This window comes from Winogradskyella sp., assembly GCF_013213835.1.
In the GTDB taxonomy this organism is placed as follows: domain Bacteria; phylum Bacteroidota; class Bacteroidia; order Flavobacteriales; family Flavobacteriaceae; genus Winogradskyella.
This window is the reverse complement of record NZ_JABSSU010000008.1, coordinates 1-19,201: the sequence shown is the minus strand read 5'-3', so window position 1 is coordinate 19,201 and position 19,201 is coordinate 1. Positions and strand designations below refer to the sequence as shown.

Sequence of the window (19,201 nt, the reverse complement as noted above, 5' to 3'; positions counted from 1 at the left end):
TATTAGCTATATACTTCTTTTACAAAATCATCGTAAGAAACCTCTTTTACTTTAAGGTTTACTTCAGATTTGTATAAGTTTAAAAGGTTTTGACTCATCAATTGTTCGTTAAGTCTTTTTACCTCATCTTGATTAGATAAGATTCTAGCTGCGATATCTTCCAACTCTTTTTCTGATGGATCTAATTGACCAAACTGAGCCATTTGCCCTTTTATCATCTCCATAGCATAAGCTTTAAGATCTTCAAATTTTACTTGTAAGTCATTATCATTAATAAGCTTTCCTTCTATTAATTGATAACGCATGCTTTTTTCGGACTTCTCATATTCTTCTTTAGCTTGCTCTTCAGTCATTGGCTCTTCACCTGCTGTTTGCATCCACTTTTGAAGAAACTCTGCTGGCAATTCAAATTTTGTACTGTCAACTAAATATTCAGTTACATCATTTAAAAGCTTTTGATCGCTTTGCTGAGCAAATTGCTTTTCTGAGTCTTCTTTAATCTTAGTCTTTAACTCGGTAACAGATGTTACTGCTTTAGGACCAAATAACTTATCAAATAACTCTTGGTCTAAATCAGCCAATTCGCGCTCATTGATTTCAGAAACTTCAAAAGTGACATCAATAGCTAAATCTTTAGCTTCTTCTTGAGACACTTTTAAATATGTGACTAAATCTATATTTTCAGTGAAAAGATTTTTAGTCTTAAGAGAAATAACATCACCTACTTTAGCACCAATAAATTTCTTAGGATTTGTTTTTCCTTTTAATCGCTCTACTGGTACAGTAGCAACCACATCTATTCCATTTTCTTCACTAACAAACTTACCTGTTACTTCAGAATCTTTAGTTACTTCTGTTTGAGAAACGATTTTACCATATTGTTTTTGAATATGATTTACTTGGTTCTCAATCATCTTCTCATCAGCTATGATGTTATAATGTGTGATCGCTTTTTTACCTTTTAACTTTACATCGAATTCTGGTGCTAAACCTAATTCAAACTCAAAAGAAAAAGAATCTGCATTCCAATCTAAATCATCTTGTGGTTTTGGTAATGGATTACCTAAAACATCTAATTTTTCTTCTACTAAGTACTTACCTAATGCATCTTGAAGTAATTTGTTTACCTCATCAACCAATACAGCTTTTCCGTATTGTTTTTTCACCATTCCCATTGGCACATGTCCTTTTCTAAATCCTGGAATGTTAGCAGACTTACGATAATCTGATAAGATTTTCTCTACTTTATCGCTGTAGTCTTCTTTAGCGATATCCACTTTTACAACCGCATTTAATGCGTCAATGTTTTCTCTTGTAATGTTCATTATTCTAGTAACTAAAATTGGGCTGCAAAAATACAACATTTTTTACAACCCAACAACTGTTTTAAAACTTTGATTTTTAGCTACTTTTTCTCGGTTTTTATAAACGAATGTAGGATAGATTGTAAGAAACTAAGAAGCACACTAAAAATAATTGCTGTCCATATGCCATCTACACTAAAACTACTTAATAATTTGTCTACTAGTAAAATGATTAATGCATTTACAACAAACAGAAATAGACCAAGTGTTACAATTGTAACAGGCAAGGTTAAAACCACTAAAACTGGCTTTACCAGGACATTAAGAATAGATAATACTGCCGCAACAATTATTGCTCCAACATATCCATCGACCCTTACACCACTTAAAAATTCTGCAAGAATAAAAACGGCTATAGCGTTTACTAATAATTTAATGATTAGATTCATGAATTTGATTTAATTAATTTAAAAATACATATACACGCATAATATAAAACAAATGAATATACCATGATATTGAACATAACACCTAATAAGTAGAAATCATGTTTTGTGCCAAATAAAAATTGTGAAGGATATTGAAAGATATTCGCAATTGATAAGACAGCTGAATTGACAAAACTACCATAATCTTTTCCACTTTTCTTTATTGACTCATAAAGAAACGTTAGCAATAAATAAAGCAAAAACACTGAAACAAATACAACTAAATAAGCCCTGTGATTAAAACCTCTTCTCAATATCAAATAAATTCAACAACAGCATTGTAAAACTCTACTGGATTTTCTGCATGCAACCAATGCCCAGCTTTTGAGATGGTTTCTATCTTAGAATTAGAGAAATGACGACTAATAATTGCACTATCAGCTTCACCAATATATTCTGACCTATCACCTCTTAGAAACAATGTATCCTTATTAAAAGTAGCATAAATTGGTAAAGCTTCACCAACTTCTGAAACATTTTCTTTGAGAACTGGCAGATTTATTCTTAACCCAAGTTGTCCTTTTTCAACCCAATATAGATTCTTAAGCAAAAACATGCGTGTCCCAACTTCTTTAACATAATCACTTAAAGCAACATCTGCTTCTCTACGAGTGTTTATTACTGAAAAATCAAGACTAGAAAGACCATTCAAAATAGTATCGTGATGCACAGGATAATATCTTGGTGAAATATCCGCAACAATAAGTTTATTAACGTATTCAGGGTATTCTGAAGCAAATAACATAGCTGTTTTTCCACCCATAGAATGACCTAGAAGCACAATATCAGTTAACAAGTTTTCATCACAATAGTCTTTCAAGTCTTTAGCCATTACATCATAATCAAAATCATCAGAATGAAAACTGCGACCATGATTGCGTTGGTCTACCAAATGCACTTGATAATCTAATTCTGAAAACTGTCTCGCCAATGTTTTCCAATTGTCTCCCATTCCTAAAAACCCATGTAAGATTACAAAATGTTTTCCTTCTCCTATTATGTTTGAATGTAGTATCATTTCTTTGAGTCATTGACATCGTCAAAACACTTCGCCTGCGCTCAGTGTGACATTAAAACTTCTTTTTATTTCAACTTTTGTAAATACTTAGCAATCACATTTTCAATTCCCATGTATAAACTTTCAGAAATTAATGCATGTCCTATTGAAACTTCTAATAAACCTGAAATATTCTGTTTAAAAAAGGCAATATTATCAAGTGATAAATCATGCCCTGCATTTACACCTAAACCGAGTGTATTTGCCAAATCAGCACAATCGGCATATGGTTTTATTGCACTTTCATTTCCTAAGCCATATTGATGCGCAAATGCTTCTGTATATAATTCTATTCTATCAGTTCCAATTTCTTTAGCGCCTTCAATTTGATGTAATTCTGGATCAACAAAAATTGATGTTCTGATGCCATTATTTTTAAATTCTTTAATAACATCCACTAAAAAATCTTTGTGCTTTACAGTATCCCAACCTGCATTGCTTGTAATAGCATCTTCTGCGTCTGGTACTAACGTGACCTGAGTTGGCTTAATTTGAAGTACCATATCAACAAATTTAGGAATGGGATTTCCTTCAATATTGTATTCTGTATACACTTCAGGCTTTAAGTCGTAAGCATCTTGGTAACGTATATGTCTTTCGTCTGGTCTTGGATGAATTGTGACACCTTCAGCACCAAAAGTTTGAACATCTTTTGCAAACTGAACCACATTAGGCACGTCGCCGCCTCTACTATTTCTTAGCGTAGCAATCTTGTTTATATTAACACTTAATTTCGTCATACCTTATCATTTTGAAAAGCAAAAATACGAAGTAGAACATGCTTTTTGTGGTTATTTTTGATTAATTTGCAATCTCTTTTAGAACCCAAATTATGCAGTTACAAGAATTAATTATTAACGACATTAAACCTGTTAGTATTACTGAAGTTTTCAGTGAATTACAACTGCTATTTAACCAACTTACGTATTCTCATATTCCTATTAAAAATGAAGACATTTATATTGGTTGCATCTCTGAAACTGATGTACATTGTTTTGATGGTGAAAAACCAATAAGTGACTGTAAGTATATGATTGAAGGTTTCTTTGTAAGACCTACTACCAATTGGCTTGATGTTTTGGAAACGTTTGCCCAAAACAACACTAACATAATGCCTGTTTTAGATACAAATAATAAATATTTGGGGTATTACGAGCTTAATGATGTTATGAGTCTTTTTAACGAAACACCTTTCTTCTCAGAACCAGGCGGAATATTAATTGTTGAGAAAGGTATACATGATTATTCGTTTAGTGAAATCAGTCAGATTGTAGAATCTAATGATGCAAAACTACTAGGTGCATTTGTTTCTAAAATGGATAACGATCTTGCAAGCATCACTATTAAAATAGGAAATGGAAGCCTAAATGATGTTATACAAACATTTAGACGTTATAGCTACAACATAGTATCTGGTAGTGAAGACGATACGTATATTGAAAGCTTAAAAGAGCGTTCTGATTATTTAGACAAATACCTAAATATTTAAGATGAAAATAGCGGTATACGGTCAGAATTATTCTAAAGAATCTTCACAAGAAGCCTTCGAAATTTTACATAATGTATTGGTTAATCATCAAGCCAATGTTTTTGTTGAAGAAAACTTTCTTAATCAACAGAATGAAAACATTCAACAAAGTCCTAGTTTAAATACTTTTTCTGAACTTGATAAAAGTTTTGATTTACTAATAAGTATTGGTGGTGATGGTACAATTTTAAGAGCAATTACTTATGTTAAAAACCTAAACATCCCAATTGTTGGTATAAACACGGGTAGATTAGGATTTTTAGCAACAATAAGAACAGATGAGATTGAAACTGCACTAAGTGAAATTTTTAAAGGTGATTACAAAATCTCTGAACGTTCATTATTAAGTGTAAGTACTTCACCTGAAAATGACCAAATAACAGACATTAATTTTGCGTTAAACGAGATTACTATAAGTCGAAAAAACACCACTTCGATGATTACTGTAGAGACCCATTTAAATGACGAGTATCTTACATCTTATTGGGCTGATGGGCTTATCCTATCAACACCAACTGGTTCTACAGGTTACTCATTAAGCTGTGGTGGCCCTGTAATAATACCTGAAACAAACAATTTCACCCTAACACCAATTGCACCTCATAACTTAAACGCAAGACCTTTAGTAATTCCAGATAGTACTGAAGTTAGATTTAGGGTTAATGGCCGTGAAGACCAATTCTTAATGTCATTAGATTCTAGAATAATCACATTACCAAATACAACTACAGTTAAAGTTCAGAAAGCAAATTTCACCATTAAAATGGTAGAACGCCTAGACGAAACTTTTATAGATACACTAAGAAAAAAATTACTTTGGGGAGAAGATCGAAGAAATTAGGTACAAAAAACACAATAATTGCCCTCAAAAACTGTTAATCTGTAAGACATTTTGTTTCAAATTGTTATTGGCTTATCATAATTATTATATTTGCAAACTTTGAAAATTTTATGAGATATTTATTATTGGTTTTAATAAGTATGTGCTTTGCGGTAAAAACTAATGCTCAGATTTATGAAGTTGGCGTATTTGCTGGCGGAAGTAATTTTATTGGAGACGTTGGCGCAACAAATTATATTTCACCAAATCAACCTGCTTTTGGGGCGATCTTTAAGTGGAATAGAAGCCCAAGACATTCTTATAGAGCATCCGTAATTTTTTCAAATTTAGAAGGTATCGACGGTAAATCTGACGATCCGAGAAGAGTACAGCGTGGCTTTAGTTTTGATACTAGTGTAATGGAAGTATCTGCCGGTATGGAGTTTACTTTTTGGGAGTTCGACTTGCATAAAAGTGGCATTCAAGGTACACCTTATTTATATACAGGTATCACAATTGCTAACCACGACAATTATTATTTTAACCAGTTTGGTGAGTATTTATCTGAAAATACTTCTAGCTGGGCATATGGTATTCCTATTACTTTGGGGTATAAAACTAATATTGCAAGTCATTTAGTTTTAGCGGCAGAGATTGGGGCTAGATATACGTTTTCTGACGAATTGGATGGTAGTGTTCCAGATGGTGAATTTAGAGAACAATTTAGTTTTGGAAACACAAATAGTAATGATTGGTACGTATTCTCTGGTTTCACATTAACTTATACCTTCGGTCGAAGACCATGCTATTGTAATTTTTAATATGAGCCTAAAAGAACATATAAACACAGAAAAACTGCCAAATCATATTGCTATAATAATGGATGGCAATGGTCGTTGGGCGAAACAACAAGGATTCATTAGAGCTGTTGGTCATGAAAATGGAACAAAATCTGTGAGGGAAGTTGTAGAGGCAAGTGCAGAATTAGGAATTAAAAACTTGACCTTATATGCTTTTTCCACAGAAAATTGGAACCGACCAAAACTAGAAGTTCAAACTTTAATGAAATTACTCGTAAAATCATTAAAGAAAGAAATAAAAACTCTCCAGGACAATAACATTAAACTTTCTGCAATCGGATGCCTAGAGGATTTACCAAAAAAGGCGCAAGGTGAATTGAAAGATGTTATAAAAAAAACAAAAAACAATAAAAGAATGACATTAACTTTAGCATTAAGCTATGGTTCTCGTGAAGAAATTGTTAATGTTATTAAGGAATTATCAGTTAAAGTTAAAAATAATATAATTTCTCCTGAAAGTATTGACGAATCAATTATTAATAAGCATCTTTACACGCAAAATTTACCAGATGTTGACCTACTAATTCGCACTAGTGGTGAACAACGAATCAGTAATTTTTTGTTATGGCAAATTGCCTATGCAGAATTATATTTCACTGATATTTTATGGCCAGATTTTAGAAAAGAAAATCTGTATGAAGCACTCATAAATTATCAAAACAGAGAACGACGATTTGGAAAAACAAGCGAACAACTTACCCAATAACATAGGTTTGAAACTCTTTACAAAACTCATATTTACCTTATTACTACTCGTTTTATCTACTCAAGCCAATGCCCAAGTAGAAGGCAAAAGATATTTAATAAAAAATATTACCGTAACAGGTAACACCAATTTCAGTCCGCAAACCATTATTGCGTATTCAAAACTTCGTAAAGATGAGGAGATTCAAATAGGTGGTGAAAAAATTGCAAATGCAGTTAAGACATTATGGAAATCTAATCTTTTCAGCAGTATTGATATTTATTTAGTGAATATCGAGGGTCGCACCGCCGATATAGAAATGCATCTTGTGGATTTACCTGAACTTAAAGAAATCACAATAGAAGGTGTTAGAAAAGGAAAGAAAAAAGAAATTTTAACTGAAAATAAACTTCAGGCTGGTCAGAAAGTCACAGAGAATTTAATAGCAACAACAAGAAATTATTTAAAAAACAAATATCAAAAGAAAGGTTTTTTAAATACTAAAATCAATATTGTAACTTCAGAAGTTATTGATTCTGTTGAGAAGGAGCGTGTTAATATGCTCATACGTGTAGACAAAGGTGAAAAGGTTAAAGTTAAAAAAATCACTTTTAGTGGTAACGAAAAACTAAAGGATAAAAAACTTCGTAAAGCAATGAAAAACACGAAGCGAATTAATCCCATTCGTATACTTAAACGTTCAAAGTATATAGAAGAAAATTTTGAAGAAGATTTAGTTAGTATTGTTGATAAATACAAAGAAAAAGGATATAGAGATGCTCGTATAATTTCAGATTCTATAATTTATAATAATGACAAAACTATTAGTCTTCACATAGAAGTTGAAGAAGGTGAAAAATACACCTTTGGAAACATCGATTTTGTTGGTAACACAGTTTATACAGATGATCAGTTAGCTCGAGTACTTAGAATAAAGGAAGGGGACACATATAATGGTGTAGAACTACGCAAACGTATTGCAAATGACGAAAACCCTGATGCTGATGATTTAACCAATCTTTATCAAAATACCGGATATATGTTCTCTACAATTAATCCTGTAGAGGTTAGTACGGAAGGTAATGTCATTGATATGGAAATCCGTATTTCGGAAGGTAAACCAGCATATTTTAATAATGTGACTGTAAAGGGTAACGATGTAACTAACGATCACGTAATTTACAGGGAAATCAGAACACGTCCTGGACAGCTTTACAAAAAGACCGAAATTATAAGAACTCTTCGTGAACTTGGACAATTAGGGTTCTTCGACGCACAACAATTAACACCTAACATCAAAAATCCTAATCCAGTTGATGGTACCTTGGATATTGAGTATGAAGTTGTAGAACAAGGTTCTAGCCAGATACAACTACAAGGTGGTTATGGTGGTGGTGGATTCATCGGTACACTAGGTTTATCGTTTAATAACTTTGCTATAAAGGATATCTTTAAGAAGGAAGCATATAAACCTGTTCCTCGTGGTGACGGACAAAGTCTAGCCTTGCGCCTTCAAGCGAGTCAGTTCTTTCAGACATATAGTTTCTCGTTTAGTGAACCATGGTTAGGTGGTAAAAAGCCATTTCAGTTGTCATCTTCAATTTCATATTCTAGACAGTTTTTGTTTAACCCACAAACACGTCGAGCAGATAAAAACAGAAGATTTAATATTCTAGGTATAACTTTAGGTTTATCAACTAGACTCTCTAGTCCAGATGACTTATTTTTATTATCCCAAGCTTTAAGTTTCCAAAATTATGATTTAAAAAACTATAATACTGGGCTATTTACTTTTGGTGATGGTTCTGCAAAAAACCTCTCATATACTATTGGACTTAGTAGAAATAGTTTGACCATTGACCCTATTTATCCAACTGGAGGATCAAACTTCTCTGTGTCTGCAAAGTTTTCCTTCCCGTATTCACTTTTTAATGGTGTAGATTACGATGCGCTTAAAGAGGAGAGGGACGCACTTGACCCAACTGATCCAGAGGATAGAATTAGAATTGGTGAAATTGACCAACAAAGGTTCAATTGGTTGGAGTTTTATAAAATAAAATTTAAGGCAGACTGGTTTACAGAAATAACTAAAAAATTAGTACTTAGACCCAGTTTAGAATTTGGATTCCTAGGCGCATACGATAACGCAAGAGGTGTTATTCCTTTCGAAAGATTCTTCTTAGGAGGTGATGGCCTCGGAAACTTTGCTTTAGATGGGAGAGAGATTGTACAATTACGTGGTTATCCAAATCAATCACTGTCATCTCAAGATGGTGGTTCTATCTATAATAAGTTTTCCTTAGAGTTACGTTATCCAATTACTTTAGGTGCTCAAGCTAAAATTTATGCACTATCTTTCTTAGAGGCTGGCTCTTCTGTAAATAGCTTTAAAGAATTTGACCCATTTAACGTTCAAAGGTCTGCTGGTTTAGGTCTTAGGATATTTATGCCGGCATTTGGCTTATTAGGAATTGACTTTGGCCATGGATTTGATCCTATTCCAAATTCTGGTACTAATCAAAAAAGTGGATGGCAAACGCACTTCATTATTGGACAACAGTTTTAAGTTTGGCACGATATTTTCTAATTGCTAAATGAGTATTTTCATCATGGTTAAAATTTTTAAGAATATATTTCGTTAAATTTGAAGCCTATGTGTACTAAAGGGCACAAATTAAATCAATTAAAGATGTCTCAAAACAAATACAAATCGATGAAAATTAAAGTTCTTTTTTTATTATCTATTATTGGACTCACGAGCTTTTCTGCAAATGCACAACGTGGAGTGCGTATAGGGTATATAGATACAGAATACATCTTACAAAATGTACCTGAATATGCTGAGGCTTCGAATCAACTCGATAAAAAAGTACTACAGTGGAAGTCTGAAATTGAACAAAAGCTAAGTGTTATTGAGCAAAAAAAGAAAGAGTTAGAAAATGAAAGTGTCTTACTCACCAAAGAACTGTATGAAGAGCGCATGGAAGACATCTCATTTGAGGAAGCTGAAATTTTAGATTATCAACAAAAAAGATTTGGTCCTCAAGGTGATATGATTATTCAAAAACGTCAATTAATTGAACCTGTGCAAGATCAAATTTTTGCTGCTGTTCAACAAATCGCTGAAACTAAAAAGTTTGATTTTGTTTTTGATAAGTCTGCAGATGTTGTTATGCTGTATTCTGCGGAACGGTATGACATTAGTGATCAGGTTTTAAGAACTATAACCAGAAGCTCTAAACGTAACCAAGCCAAGAATAAGAAAGAACGTAAAGCTCTAGAAAATGAAGAAGTTGTTCCGGTAGTAAGTGATGAAAAGGATGAGAGACAAAGGGCTTTAGATGAGCGAAAAGCTAAGAGAGAAGCTGAATTAGCCGCAAAACGTGCAGAAAGGGAAAAAATTCTCGAAGCTAGAAGAGCAAAACAAGACTCGTTAAGAGCGGCTAGAAAAAGAGAAGCAGACGCAAAAAGGAATAAAACCAAAGCAGAGCGAGATCAGAAAGTAGAAGAAAGTACTAAGAAAGAGGAAGCTTCAGCTAAGGCTGATGAAACTAAGAAAGAGGTTGAAGTTGGAGGAAAAAATACTTCAGATAATACGTTGAGTAAAACTGAACAAACAGTAAAACCAGTTGCAAAAGACTCAACGACAACAAAGAAAGCTCTAACTGCGGCTGAGATTAAAGCTAATGACAGAGAAAAAAGACGAAAAGCTCTTGAAGAGAAAAAGAAAAAGATAATGGAGCAACGTAAAAAAGCAAGAGAAGAAAGAGAAAAACAATTAAAAAAGAGAGATTCTATCGCCAAGGCCAAACGAAAAGAACAACAAAACGATTAATAATTATAACACACAAATACAATTTAGAGAAAATGAAACATTTAAAATCATTATTATTTGCAACAGCACTTTTTATTGGGGCAACAAGTTTTATGACTGCACAAAGTAAGATTGCACATATTGATACGCAAGAATTAATCAAAGCGATGCCAGAATATAAAGCTGCTGAGGCTGAGATTGAAAAACTTGGTAAAACTTACCAAGCACAAATGGAAGATTCTTATAAAGAGATTGAAGCTAAAAAGAAACAATATGGGGCTGAAGCGGCTACTCAAACTGAAGAGACTAATATTGAGCGTATGAAAGAGGTTCAAGGTATGGAACAGAGTTTAGCTCAATTCCAACAAAACGCTCAAATGGATCTTCAGAAAAAAGAAATTGAAAAATTAAAACCAATAACTGAAAAAGCAAAAGCTGCAATTGAAAAAGTAGCAGCTGCACAAGGTTTCGATTATGTTCTTGAGAAAGGTGGGTTAATTGTCGCTCAAGGAAAGGATCTTATGTCAGATGTAAAGGCTGAATTAGGTATTTAAACTACAATTTCAAATACTATATAAAAAAGTCGCTTTCTTAAAAGCGACTTTTTATTTTTGTAAGAATGAGTACAAAACCCATCGGCATATTTGATTCTGGTATAGGAGGCACTTCTATTTTTAAAGAAATTCATGCTTTATTACCAAACGAAAATTGCATTTATCTCGCAGATAGCAAAAATGCTCCTTATGGAAATAAATCTAAAGAACACATCATTAAGCTTAGCATCAAGAACACAGAGTTTTTACTTAAAAAAGAGTGTAAACTTATTGTAGTAGCATGTAATACTGCGACTACAAACTCGATTACCTATCTCAGACAACACTTTCATTTACCATTTATAGGTATTGAACCAGCCATTAAACCTGCAGCATTAAAAACTAAAACTAAAGCGGTTGGTATATTAGCCACTAAAGGCACTTTAAGTAGTCAATTGTTCCATAAAACTACAGACCTCTTTGCTAATGGAATAAAAGTTATTGAACAGGTTGGTGAAGGTATTGTTCCACTAATTGAAAATGGACAACTAGAAACAAAAGAAATGTACCACCTACTAGAGAGTTATATCAATCCTATGTTAGAAGAAAATATTGATTATTTAGTGTTAGGCTGTACACATTATCCTTACCTTATACCAATCCTTAAAAAGATGCTACCAGAACACATTAGTATAATAGATTCTGGACTAGCTGTAGCCAAACAAACTCAATATATTTTAGCAAAAAATAACTTATTAAACACATCTAAGGACGAACCTAAAATCAGCCTGCATTCGAATGGTAAAGTAGACGTTTTGAATTCCATTTTAGAAGGAAAGTTTTCTACTGAATATTTAGATTTTTAGTCTATTTCTTGAACCAACCTGAATATTTAACATAGTTGTTTGCTATGCGGTCTATTTCACCAGAAATTAATGCTTTACTAATGTCCTTTACCTTTTTTGCTGGTACGCCTGCATAGATACTTCCAGATTCTACAACAGTATTTTTTGTAACAACTGCTCCAGCTGCGATTATACTATTACTCTCTATAATGCAGTCATCCATTACGATACTTCCCATTCCAATAAGCACATTATCATGAATTGTACAACCGTGAACAATAGCATTGTGACCAATAGACACATTATTACCAATAGTTGTTGGGGATTTCTGATAAGTGGCATGTATCACTGCACCATCTTGTACATTGACTTTGTCACCCAATTTAATAAAATGCACATCTCCTCTTACCACAGCGTTAAACCAAACACTACAATTGCTTCCCATAGTAACTTCGCCTACTATAGTAGCATTTTCAGCAACAAAACAATCTTCGGGAACTTGAGGATGAATTCCTCTTACTGGTTTTATTATTGGCATAAATAAGAAATTAGTTATTATTAAAAAGTAATTTATTATTTAAAATACGATAAAAGTTCAGATTTCTTTGAGGCTGACACCATTATTTCTTTTCCATTGCTAAGAACAACACTTCCACCTTTTCCTTTTACATATTTTACCACTTCATCAACATTAACAAGATAGCTTTTATGTACTCTCGCAAAGTTGGCGTCTTTTAAGCTTTCTTCAATATACTTCAATGTCTTACTGACTAACTTCTTTCTATTAGTATTTAGGTAAATTTCAGTATAGTTATCGTCTGCTTTACAAAATAAAATATCCGACGTATCAATAACTTCGAAACCGTCTTGCTGAGGTATTGTAATTTTACCGTCCACTTTATTTGTTTTTGGAACTAAAACCTGATCTTGTAAAGCTTCTTCTTTTGTTCTAATCTCAGTAACATAATCAACGGCTTTAATAAGCTCATCTATAGAAATTGGTTTCATTAAATAGTAAGAGGCATGTGCATTTAATGCCTCAATAGCATAGTGATTATAAGCTGTAACAAATATTGTCTCAAAATTAATATCACCTACTTTTTCTAATAAATCAAAGGCATTCCCGTAGGGCATTTCAACATCAAGAAATACGACATCTAAATCGTTATTTCGAATTAAAACAAGTCCTTCCTCTATATTTGCAGCTTCACCTAAAACATTAATATTAGGACAATATTTTGACAAGTAATTCCGTAATATTTTTCTACTTGTTTCCTCATCCTCGACTAAGATTGCATTTAACTTCATGTTTTTTATGCTTTATTTAATGAACAGATAACTCGACTACACTTCGAATATCCTCAGAGACCTCGCTCTGCATGACATTTTATTAATCTTTTCTAAGTGTTACAATAACTTTTGTTCCAACATCACCAGTATTTTCTAAATCCTCAACAGTAACATCAACTTTATCTCTATACATTTCGTTTAAAATAGTCACACGCTTTTTGATATTACCCATGCCTTTAGATTTCTGTTTTTTCTGATTTGAGGTTTTTAAATCCTTAGATCTTTCTCGTCCTATACCATCATCTGATATAATTATTTCAATTTCGTCTTTACCTTTCGGCCTAATTGAAACACTTAACTTTCCTTTTTCAGTTTTATATCGTAGTCCATGCCAAACAGCATTTTCAATGTATGGTTGTAACAACATTGGAGGAATTTTAAAACTTTCAACATCTATATTATCATCTACTTCAATATCATAGTCAAACTTATCTTGAAACCTAAAATGTTCGAGTTTGGTATACAATTGTAATAATTCAATTTCCTTATTTAATGGAATAAAATCCTCTTCACTATTTTCTAATACTGCTCTCATTAAATATGAAAAATCAGATAAATATTTATTTGCAGTACGTTCATCATTTGTGGCAATAAAACTATTGACAGAGTTTAAGGCGTTAAAAATAAAATGTGGATTCATTTGACTACGCAACGATTTTAAAGCTAAAAGATTATTTGCTAATCGTTGTTGTCTTATATACTTAAACATAAAATAGCCAGTAATTAGAAACAGGACTAATCCACCTAACAATGAATATATAATGAGTTGTTGACGTTTATTTCGCTCTTGTGTTAACTCATATTTACTGCGTGATAAAGCTCTATCACTTTCAATTGATGTAATTCTATTTTGTTGCTCTGCTATAATACGACTAAAGCGCGCAGCTTGCGATATTTCTTGTATCTTTTGAGTGTAAAGTTTATCTACAACACTTATATGTTCAGCTAAAACGGCATAGCTCTGTTCTTTTTGACCAACACCCAATAAGGCTTCTGATAGTTTTCTAGTCGCATCTTTTTTCACTTCTAAATCGCCTCTTTTATCAGCTTCTTCAACACTTTTTTCTAAATAAGGAATTGCATTTTCTAGTTCATTACTCAATATATAAGCATTACCTATTTTATAATTTTGCTTTTGAACAGTTAAGGAGCTCTCGTTAGGTATAAATGAATCTCTTTCAATATCATTTATACTAGTTATTGCTTGCTTACGTAACTGTATTTCATTCTGGTAATCTTCAATCTCACTATTAAACTCTGCGACTTTTATTTGTTCTTCGACAGCTCGTTGCTTGTTTTCTTGTGCAGCAAGGTTTAATGAATTACTAAAATATCCACGAGCATTAGTAATATCACCTTGTAAATTATAAGCTTGAGCAATTTTAGAATTTAGGTCTGTAACCTTGGGAGTTATTAAGTGTTTTTTCGCAACCTTCAAACCTTCTTCATAGGCCTTAATAGAACCCGTAAAATTTCTAACTGCCAAGTTAGCGTCTCCTATACCTTCATGCAATTCAACCTTTTGATAGTTGGTGAGTTTTCTTTCTCTTATATCGTTATATGCTTCAATACTCTTCTCGTTATTATCATTTTTTAAATAGGCTCTAGCAAGTTTTAGTTTTGCTGAATTTGTTTCTATATTTTGAATACTAATTTTATATGCCGAAATGGCTAAATCATACTGTTTCCAAAACATATGTACATCACCTAATAACTCATAGGCTTCGGCACTCTGTTTTGATGATATGTCTTCATCTAAAGCATCACCGATAAACTGAATACTTTTAGCTGCATCTGATTTGATATAGGAATCTGCAGAATCAATTAATTTATTAAAAGCTTCTCTTTCTGACTTAAACTTTTTACTTCTGCTTTGTGTTTCATTTTCCGGAAGTACTTCAATGTAAATCCGTTCATTATTGACTATGGTATATCTCACGGTTTCAAATGAGCCATGCGATACCACAAGTTCATCACCAACTTTGGCTTTAATGGTAAATTTCCCATCAAAATCAGTTCGTGTATAATTTCCACCATTTATTTGAACATCCGCCCGAGCAATTGGCTTTCGCGTGTCTTTCTCATAAATAGAACCTCTTACAGTAAAGATTCCTACATCATCCGAAGTTTGACTCTTGTTACTTTGCCCAAACGCACTGATAACAAATAAGAAAAAAAATGAAAAAAGGATATGTAATCTATGTGCTTTCACCCATTAAATATAATTATTGGATTAAACATAATGACTTTATTTGGATTCAAAAAATCGAAAAAGTCTATCTAAGACCAAAAGAAAGGTAAAATAATAGGTTTTACTAAAAACAAGACTTGTTTTACCCATTTATAAGGCGCTCTTACTCATTACGATTTTTAATTGCTCTTTTTTCACTTGAGCTTTACGACTTCATTAATTAAAAAACAAGCCAAAATGAAGAACAAATCAATTTTAGGCATATTTCTATTGGTATGCTTAAGTGTGTTTTCTCAACACAAAGGAAACTACAATCAAATCACAACCGATATTTCAAGGCAGAATATTCTATCCGCTGGAAATGCACAGGTTTATAACCCCACAGTTCAACAACAAATTCATAAAGTATTACACCCAAGTAACATTCTTACTATTGACGTTAAGGCACTTCAAAATGTGAATGCTTCAACATACACTGCAATCTTTAATTTATCTCAAATCGGGCCTACGGCTAAGGAAGCTAACAGACTCATGAAAAACCGCATAGACAGTATAAAACATCGTCTACAATCTATAGGAATTACTGATAAACATATTGCCATTGATGTAATTTCTTTTGTTCCTGTTTATGAAGTAGAAGTTACCAAAAAACTATTCAGTAAAACGTACACCGAAGTGCCTAAAGGATTTGAATTACAACAAAATCTTCACATTCAATTTACACAAACACACCAGTTTGAATATATCCTAGAATCTTGTGCTAAGAGTGAAGTTTACAATCTTGTTAAGGTGGATTATTTTATAGATAATATTCAAGAGGTTTATAAGAATCTTCAGGAAAAACTGCTTCAATTAATAGATGACAAAAAATCCTATTACTCTAACTTAGGTTTTGATCTTACAACATATGATGTCCAAATTGCCGATGACAAGTATTGTTACTTCCCAAAAGACTTTTATCAAAGCTATCAGGCATATAACAGCATTTCTTTTGAAGCTATGAAAAAGGACAAAGGTGTAACCACTGCCAAAAAGCAAACTTCTTATTACTATCAACCTTTGACTTACGAAAACTATGATATAGTTGTAAATCCTTCAATTTTAGAACCTGTAGTACAAATTGGTATGAATATAAAATTATTGCTTACACCGAAGCCAATAGAAAGAAAACAAGATCCGATTATTAAAACTGAGATAGACCATAAGTATTATGTCATCTCACCTAACGGAACAATTGACGTTAAAGAATTAAACACAAAACAATAAGCATATGAAAACGAAAATAAAAGGTTTAGTATCATTATTAAGTATAATGCTCTTTACAGCATGTAATGCAAACTCAAAAACAACACATCAGGACATTGCAGCTTCATCTCAGGTTTTACAGACTACCCAAACGGAGAATAGCCAAGCAGAGATTAAGGTAGCGCTGCTTTTAGACACAAGTAATAGTATGGATGGACTTATTGATCAAGCAAAAGCGCAACTCTGGGAAATAGTTAATGAATTATCTTACGCCAAATGCGATGATGAAAATCCGAGTCTGAAAATTGCCCTTTATGAATATGGTAATGATAACCTAAATGCGGATGAAGGTTATTTAAGACAGGTTATAGAATTTAGTGATGACTTGGATGAAATTTCAAAATCATTGTTTTCATTAACTACTAATGGAGGAAATGAATACTGTGGCAAAGTCGTACAAACAGCAATTAATCAATTAGATTGGGGCGAAAACAAGAAAGATCTAAAAATGATATTCATAGCTGGTAATGAACCATATACTCAAGGTAAAGTAAGTTATAAAGACGCCTCTAAATTAGCTCATAATCATGATATTACAGTTAATACGATATTTTGTGGTGAATACAATCAAGGAATTTCAAGCTATTGGAAAGATGGTGCAGACTTAACACATGGCGATTATATGGCTATAAATCACAATAAAGCAACTGTTCATATTGCCTCACCTTATGATGATAAAATTCTTGAACTTAATGAAAAACTAAATAAGACTTATGTAGCTTATGGTCAATACGGACACAGTAAAATGACTATGCAGGCCGAACAAGATTCTAATGCAATTAGTTACAATAAGGCTAATGCTGTAAGTAGAACTGTTAGCAAGAGCTCTAGACTTTATACAAATAGCTCTTGGGATTTAGTTGATGCCGAAAGCACTGATGATTTCTCTTATGATGATTTAAAACAAAGTCAACTTCCCAAAGAATTAAAAGGAAAATCTAAAGAAGAAATTAAAGCTTATGTTGATAAAAAGAGAAAAGAGCGAGAAAAGATTCAAACCGAAATCAAAAAATTAAACACTAAACGGAAAGCCTTCATTTCAGAAAAAACGAAGTATAATCTAAATGGATTAGAAAACGCCATGATAACAGCTCTAAAAACGCAAGCCAAAAAGAAAAACTATACCTGGGAATAAAAAAAAGCGGTTCATAATTTAGAACCGCTTTTTGTTTTATTAATTAACTGCCGGACAGTTACATTCGTATTTCTCTCTTCTACAATTAAAGTTATAACCTAAGGTTAATTGATGAAAACCACCTGTGTTAAAATTAACTGTATTAGCTTGATATGAATACGTATATGCGAAAACAAAATTGTTATAATCTACTCCAATAAATGGTGTTATGTATTGCAATTTTTGACTGCTTACTCCAGAACCGTCAACAAACTCAGCACCATCTAAACTTCGTCTGTATGATAAACCACCCCAAACTTTACCAAAGTCCATTTCTCTGTAAACTTTCATATTTACATCAATAGAAGATTCTTCAGTTGCATCTCTATACATATACATTAAAGATGGTTCATAGCTCCAATCACTCCCATATTGACTTATAGTATAACCAGTCGAAAGTAAGAAGGTTCTAAGGTTTCTAAATTCGAAGTCATTATTTCTATTCCAGTTAATCCCATCATTCTCTAAAATATTTTTTGCTGTAAAATGAGCATAGAAATCTACATAATGGTAAGACAATCCAACATCCACGTTGAAGTTTGTAGCACTTTGTTCGATACCTGCAATAATTGCATCAAACTCACCTGGTGCTAAAAATTCCGATTCATCTAACTTATACTGTAAAAACCCTGCGCTTATACCAAACGACAGCATATTTAAATCAATTTCATTTCTAGAAAACATTAAATGATAAGCAAAGGAAGCATATCCACCTACAGTAGAATGATATCCGTTAGCATCATTAAACATAATTCCACCTAAAGCTACAGGTGAATCTCCCATTCTCCCATTAATACTTAAAGTCTGTAAACTTGGAGCATCATCAACACCAAACCATTGTTGTCTTGCTGTTAATCTCACTTTAGCACAATTTGCCACACCAGCCATAGATGGATGGATTAAATAATAATTATCTGTCAAATAATCAGAATAAATTGGCACACCTTCTTGTGCTAAACTAATATTTGCTATTAATACAGTTAAAACTGCAAAACAAAACTTTTTTAATTTCATAATTTATTTTATCGTTTCAAGGTAAAATGGGCTTTAAACTCTTTCTGTTGGTTTGATACTGGGTCTACATACTCTATGGTAAACCAATAATCACTGGTTGGCATCAGATTACCATTGTAAGTACCGTCCCAACCTGCACCTAATGGACTAATCTGTTTGAGTAGTTTCCCATATCTGTCAAATATATAAATTTTAGCCGTGGATAGAAGGCCTCCTCCATAAATATTCCAAGT

19 protein-coding genes are annotated in these 19,201 nt (G+C 32.6%); 10 read left to right on the top strand and 9 right to left on the bottom strand.

From position 1 onward, the window contains the following. Nucleotides 1-2: 2 nt before the first annotated feature. The 4 genes from tig to HRU50_RS12615 all read right to left on the bottom strand — a co-directional run bounded on the left by tig (nt 3) and on the right by HRU50_RS12615 (nt 3,589). Nucleotides 3-1,325 (bottom strand): trigger factor, encoded by a 1,323-nt coding sequence (gene tig, locus HRU50_RS12630; RefSeq protein ID WP_296351457.1) that lies wholly within the window; start codon nt 1,323-1,325, stop codon nt 3-5. Between the two features lie 80 nt (nt 1,326-1,405). Then, the gene (locus HRU50_RS12625) at nt 1,406-1,753 is read right to left on the bottom strand and encodes a phage holin family protein (protein ID WP_296351456.1); all 348 of its coding nucleotides are present in this window, start codon (nt 1,751-1,753) and stop codon (nt 1,406-1,408) included. Between the two features lie 295 nt (nt 1,754-2,048). After that, on the bottom strand, nt 2,049-2,810 hold the full coding sequence (locus tag HRU50_RS12620; RefSeq protein WP_296351455.1) for an alpha/beta fold hydrolase: 762 nt from the start codon (nt 2,808-2,810) through the stop codon (nt 2,049-2,051). Nucleotides 2,811-2,875: 65 nt separating this feature from the next. Then, entirely contained in the window at nt 2,876-3,589 is a 714-nt protein-coding gene (locus HRU50_RS12615) for a pyridoxine 5'-phosphate synthase (protein WP_296351454.1), read from the bottom strand. A gap of 92 nt (nt 3,590-3,681) precedes the next feature. Here HRU50_RS12615 and HRU50_RS12610 point away from each other — a divergent pair, with 92 nt between their 5' ends. The 8 genes from HRU50_RS12610 (at nt 3,682) to murI (ending at nt 11,955) form a co-directional block, all read left to right on the top strand. Then, nucleotides 3,682-4,338: a CBS domain-containing protein gene (locus HRU50_RS12610; RefSeq protein WP_296351453.1), complete on the top strand. Its 657-nt coding sequence runs from the start codon at nt 3,682-3,684 to the stop codon at nt 4,336-4,338. A 1-nt stretch (nt 4,339) separates the two neighbouring features. Further along, nucleotides 4,340-5,218, top strand: coding sequence for an NAD kinase (locus HRU50_RS12605; RefSeq protein WP_296351452.1), 879 nt, complete (start codon nt 4,340-4,342; stop codon nt 5,216-5,218). A gap of 110 nt (nt 5,219-5,328) precedes the next feature. Next, on the top strand, nt 5,329-6,018 hold the full coding sequence (locus tag HRU50_RS12600) for a DUF6089 family protein (protein WP_296351451.1): 690 nt from the start codon (nt 5,329-5,331) through the stop codon (nt 6,016-6,018). A 1-nt stretch (nt 6,019) separates the two neighbouring features. Beyond that, the gene (locus tag HRU50_RS12595) at nt 6,020-6,763 is read left to right on the top strand and encodes an isoprenyl transferase (protein WP_296351450.1); all 744 of its coding nucleotides are present in this window, start codon (nt 6,020-6,022) and stop codon (nt 6,761-6,763) included. Nucleotides 6,764-6,791: 28 nt separating this feature from the next. Beyond that, nucleotides 6,792-9,308 carry an outer membrane protein assembly factor BamA gene (gene bamA, locus HRU50_RS12590; RefSeq protein ID WP_296351597.1) on the top strand — a complete coding sequence of 839 codons (2,517 nt, stop codon included), beginning with the start codon at nt 6,792-6,794 and terminating at the stop codon, nt 9,306-9,308. 147 nt (nt 9,309-9,455) lie between these two features. Then, the gene (locus HRU50_RS12585; RefSeq protein ID WP_296351449.1) at nt 9,456-10,577 is read left to right on the top strand and encodes an OmpH family outer membrane protein; all 1,122 of its coding nucleotides are present in this window, start codon (nt 9,456-9,458) and stop codon (nt 10,575-10,577) included. Between the two features lie 32 nt (nt 10,578-10,609). After that, nucleotides 10,610-11,110, top strand: coding sequence for an OmpH family outer membrane protein (locus tag HRU50_RS12580; protein ID WP_296351448.1), 501 nt, complete (start codon nt 10,610-10,612; stop codon nt 11,108-11,110). Between the two features lie 65 nt (nt 11,111-11,175). Continuing rightward, on the top strand, nt 11,176-11,955 hold the full coding sequence (murI, locus tag HRU50_RS12575) for a glutamate racemase (protein ID WP_296351447.1): 780 nt from the start codon (nt 11,176-11,178) through the stop codon (nt 11,953-11,955). Between the two features lies 1 nt (nt 11,956). Here murI and HRU50_RS12570 read toward each other — a convergent pair whose 3' ends face one another. The 3 genes from HRU50_RS12570 to HRU50_RS12560 form a co-directional block, all read right to left on the bottom strand. Further along, nucleotides 11,957-12,472: a gamma carbonic anhydrase family protein gene (locus HRU50_RS12570; protein WP_296351446.1), complete on the bottom strand. Its 516-nt coding sequence runs from the start codon at nt 12,470-12,472 to the stop codon at nt 11,957-11,959. 35 nt (nt 12,473-12,507) lie between these two features. After that, the gene (locus HRU50_RS12565; protein ID WP_296351445.1) at nt 12,508-13,242 is read right to left on the bottom strand and encodes a LytTR family DNA-binding domain-containing protein; all 735 of its coding nucleotides are present in this window, start codon (nt 13,240-13,242) and stop codon (nt 12,508-12,510) included. Nucleotides 13,243-13,324: 82 nt separating this feature from the next. After that, nucleotides 13,325-15,496 carry a histidine kinase gene (locus HRU50_RS12560; RefSeq protein ID WP_296351444.1) on the bottom strand — a complete coding sequence of 724 codons (2,172 nt, stop codon included), beginning with the start codon at nt 15,494-15,496 and terminating at the stop codon, nt 13,325-13,327. Nucleotides 15,497-15,712: 216 nt separating this feature from the next. Between HRU50_RS12560 and HRU50_RS12555 the strand changes: the two genes are divergently transcribed. Beyond that, nucleotides 15,713-16,741: an SIMPL domain-containing protein gene (locus HRU50_RS12555; RefSeq protein ID WP_296351443.1), complete on the top strand. Its 1,029-nt coding sequence runs from the start codon at nt 15,713-15,715 to the stop codon at nt 16,739-16,741. A 4-nt stretch (nt 16,742-16,745) separates the two neighbouring features. Then, complete coding sequence (locus HRU50_RS12550) at nt 16,746-17,915, top strand: VWA domain-containing protein (protein ID WP_296351442.1); 1,170 nt, start codon at nt 16,746-16,748, stop codon at nt 17,913-17,915. Between the two features lie 39 nt (nt 17,916-17,954). Here HRU50_RS12550 and HRU50_RS12545 read toward each other — a convergent pair whose 3' ends face one another. Beyond that, complete coding sequence (locus tag HRU50_RS12545; RefSeq protein WP_296351441.1) at nt 17,955-18,968, bottom strand: type IX secretion system membrane protein PorP/SprF; 1,014 nt, start codon at nt 18,966-18,968, stop codon at nt 17,955-17,957. Nucleotides 18,969-18,976: 8 nt separating this feature from the next. Further along, a partial coding sequence (locus HRU50_RS12540) for a T9SS type B sorting domain-containing protein (RefSeq protein ID WP_296351440.1) occupies nt 18,977-19,201 on the bottom strand: 225 nt, incomplete at its 5' end.

Coding starts and splice junctions, on each gene's coding strand:
- HRU50_RS12605 (WP_296351452.1), top strand. CDS start 4,340: ATGAAAATAGCGGTATACGGTCAGAATTATTCTAAAGAATCTTCACAA.
- murI (WP_296351447.1), top strand. CDS start 11,176: ATGAGTACAAAACCCATCGGCATATTTGATTCTGGTATAGGAGGCACT.
- tig (WP_296351457.1), bottom strand. CDS start 1,325: ATGAACATTACAAGAGAAAACATTGACGCATTAAATGCGGTTGTAAAA.
- HRU50_RS12585 (WP_296351449.1), top strand. CDS start 9,456: ATGAAAATTAAAGTTCTTTTTTTATTATCTATTATTGGACTCACGAGC.
- HRU50_RS12550 (WP_296351442.1), top strand. CDS start 16,746: ATGAAAACGAAAATAAAAGGTTTAGTATCATTATTAAGTATAATGCTC.
- HRU50_RS12570 (WP_296351446.1), bottom strand. CDS start 12,472: ATGCCAATAATAAAACCAGTAAGAGGAATTCATCCTCAAGTTCCCGAA.
- HRU50_RS12565 (WP_296351445.1), bottom strand. CDS start 13,242: ATGAAGTTAAATGCAATCTTAGTCGAGGATGAGGAAACAAGTAGAAAA.
- HRU50_RS12545 (WP_296351441.1), bottom strand. CDS start 18,968: ATGAAATTAAAAAAGTTTTGTTTTGCAGTTTTAACTGTATTAATAGCA.
- HRU50_RS12555 (WP_296351443.1), top strand. CDS start 15,713: ATGAAGAACAAATCAATTTTAGGCATATTTCTATTGGTATGCTTAAGT.
- HRU50_RS12610 (WP_296351453.1), top strand. CDS start 3,682: ATGCAGTTACAAGAATTAATTATTAACGACATTAAACCTGTTAGTATT.
- HRU50_RS12615 (WP_296351454.1), bottom strand. CDS start 3,589: ATGACGAAATTAAGTGTTAATATAAACAAGATTGCTACGCTAAGAAAT.
- HRU50_RS12620 (WP_296351455.1), bottom strand. CDS start 2,810: ATGATACTACATTCAAACATAATAGGAGAAGGAAAACATTTTGTAATC.
- HRU50_RS12580 (WP_296351448.1), top strand. CDS start 10,610: ATGAAACATTTAAAATCATTATTATTTGCAACAGCACTTTTTATTGGG.
- HRU50_RS12600 (WP_296351451.1), top strand. CDS start 5,329: ATGAGATATTTATTATTGGTTTTAATAAGTATGTGCTTTGCGGTAAAA.
- HRU50_RS12595 (WP_296351450.1), top strand. CDS start 6,020: ATGAGCCTAAAAGAACATATAAACACAGAAAAACTGCCAAATCATATT.
- HRU50_RS12625 (WP_296351456.1), bottom strand. CDS start 1,753: ATGAATCTAATCATTAAATTATTAGTAAACGCTATAGCCGTTTTTATT.